Here is a 2346-nt window from a genome sequence, read left to right as displayed (position 1 = left end):
TGGATTTGCCACGGCCGATCGGGTGACGTAATGTTGCATTCAACGGCGCGGGGTGGAGCAGCTCGGTAGCTCGCTGGGCTCATAACCCAGAGGTCGCAGGTTCAAATCCTGTCCCCGCTACTCAAGACGAAGGCCCGGATTCATTGAATCCGGGCCTTCGTCGTGTTCGCGTGCGGGATGCCGTCCGTGCGCGAAGACCGGCCGGTGAGGAACCCGGCCGGTCGTGGTGCGTGCGGATGGATCGAGCGGTGGCGCGATCAGGCGGTGGTCGTCGCGCAGTTCGGGCAGAGCCCGCGGTAGGTCACCTCGACGCCCGACACGGTGAAGCCGAAGCGCTCCTCGTCGGGCAGGTCCGCCAGCGGATTGCCGGTGGGGTGGACGTCCCGGATGGCTCCGCAGCCCGCGCAGACCAGGTGGTGGTGCGGGCGGCGGGCGTTCGGGTCGTACCGCTTGGCGCGGCGATCCGTGGAGACCTCCAGCACCTCGCCCAGCGACACCATCTCGCCCAGGGTGTTGTAGACGGTGGCCCGCGAGATCTCGGGGAGTCTGTCCACGGCCCTCGCGTGCACCTCGTCGGCCGTCAGGTGCACGTGTTCGCCGTCGAGGACCTCGGCGACCACGCGGCGCTGCGCCGTCATGCGCCAGCCGCGTCCACGGAGTCGTTCCAACAGGTCACTCATGGCACCAGCCTAACAGTGGGCAGGGTCAGTCCTGAACGGGTGTGACATTGGATGTTCACTTGACTTGGACAAAGTCCATTGTAGGATCGGATCCGGTAGAGGCCAAGGGAAAGGCCGTGCGCGCCGCCCGGGGCGGCGGGTGCGCGGCGGACATCACGCAGGAGGCGCACGTGACGCAGGGACCGCTCACCACGGAGGCCGGAGCGCCGGTCGCCGACAACCAGAACAGCGAGACGGCGGGCGCCGGCGGTCCGGTGCTCGTGCAGGACCAGGCGCTGCTGGAGAAGCTCGCCCACTTCAACCGGGAGCGCATACCGGAGCGCGTGGTGCATGCCCGCGGCGCCGGCGCGTACGGCACCTTCACGCTGACCCGTGACGTCTCGCAGTGGACGCGCGCCGCGTTCCTCTCCGAGGTCGGCAAGCAGACGGAGACCTTCCTCCGCTTCTCCACCGTCGCCGGAAACCTCGGATCCGCCGACGCCGTGCGGGACCCCCGCGGCTTCGCGCTGAAGTTCTACACCGAGGAGGGCAACTACGACCTCGTGGGCAACAACACCCCGGTGTTCTTCATCAGGGACGCCATCAAGTTCCCCGACTTCATCCACACCCAGAAGCGCGACCCGTACACCGGCTCGCAGGAGGCGGACAACGTCTGGGACTTCTGGGGCCTGTCACCCGAGTCGACCCACCAGGTCACCTGGCTCTTCGGCGACCGCGGCATTCCGGCCACGCTGCGCCACATGAACGGGTACGGCTCGCACACGTACCAGTGGAACAACGAGGCCGGCGAGGTCTTCTGGGTCAAGTACCACTTCAAGACCGACCAGGGCATCGAGAACCTCACCACCGACGAGGCCAACCGCCTCTCCGGCGTCGACCCCGACAGCCACCAGCGCGACCTGCGCGAGTCCATCGAGCGCGGTGACTTCCCGTCCTGGACCGTGCAGGTGCAGATCATGCCCGCGGCCGACGCGGCGGCCTACCGCTTCAACCCGTTCGACCTCACCAAGGTGTGGCCGCACGAGGACTACCCGCCGGTCGAGATCGGGAAGCTGGAGCTCAACCGCAACCCGGAGAACATCTTCGCCGAGGTCGAGCAGTCCATCTTCAGCCCCGCGCACTTCGTGCCCGGTATCGGCCCGTCCCCGGACAAGATGCTCCAGGGCCGCCTCTTCGCGTACGGCGACGCCCACCGCTACCGCGTCGGCATCAACGCCGACCACCTGCCGGTGAACCGCCCGCATGCCACCGAGGCGCGGACCAACAGCCGTGACGGCCACCTCTACGACGGCCGTCACGCCGGCTCGAAGAACTACGAGCCGAACAGCTTCGGCGGTCCGGCCCAGACCGGTCGGCCGCTCTGGCAGCCGACCCCGGTCGACGGTGCAACCGGCAATCACGTGACGCCGCTGCATGCCGAGGACGACGACTTCGTGCAGGCGGGCAACCTCTACCGGCTGCTCACCGAGGACGAGAAGGGGCGCCTGATCGAGAACCTCGCCCAGTTCATCGCCAAGGTCACGCGCGACGACATCGCCGAGCGCGCGGTGAACAACTTCCGCCGGGCCGACGGCGACTTCGGCAAGCGGCTGGAGGACGCGGTCCAGGCCCTGCGTGCCTGATCGCCGACGGCACGCGTGAGGGACGGGCCGGACACCGCACGCGG

The 2346-nt window shown here is 68.5% G+C and carries 2 protein-coding genes and 1 tRNA gene; 2 read left to right on the top strand and 1 reads right to left on the bottom strand.

From position 1 onward, the window contains the following. Nucleotides 1–46: 46 nt before the first annotated feature. Nucleotides 47–120, top strand: a tRNA-Met gene (locus ACFWEP_RS34135). 137 nt (nt 121–257) lie between these two features. On the opposite strand, the gene ACFWEP_RS34130 is transcribed toward ACFWEP_RS34135, so the two are convergent. Beyond that, on the bottom strand, nt 258–680 hold the full coding sequence (locus tag ACFWEP_RS34130; RefSeq protein WP_387376117.1) for a Fur family transcriptional regulator: 423 nt from the start codon (nt 678–680) through the stop codon (nt 258–260). Nucleotides 681–832: 152 nt separating this feature from the next. Between ACFWEP_RS34130 and ACFWEP_RS34125 the strand changes: the two genes are divergently transcribed. Beyond that, nucleotides 833–2302 carry a catalase gene (locus tag ACFWEP_RS34125; protein WP_387376119.1) on the top strand — a complete coding sequence of 490 codons (1470 nt, stop codon included), beginning with the start codon at nt 833–835 and terminating at the stop codon, nt 2300–2302. The last annotated feature ends 44 nt before the right edge of the window (nt 2303–2346 follow it).

Origin of the sequence: Streptomyces sp. NPDC060198, from assembly GCF_042728415.1 — a bacterium.
Taxonomy (GTDB): Bacteria; Actinomycetota; Actinomycetes; order Streptomycetales; family Streptomycetaceae; genus Streptomyces.
This window is presented reverse-complemented; position numbering and strand designations above follow the sequence as displayed.

Bases quoted from the DNA above. Each gene is read 5' to 3' on its own strand.
- ACFWEP_RS34130 (WP_387376117.1), bottom strand. From the start codon at position 680: ATGAGTGACCTGTTGGAACGACTCCGTGGACGCGGCTGGCGCATGACG.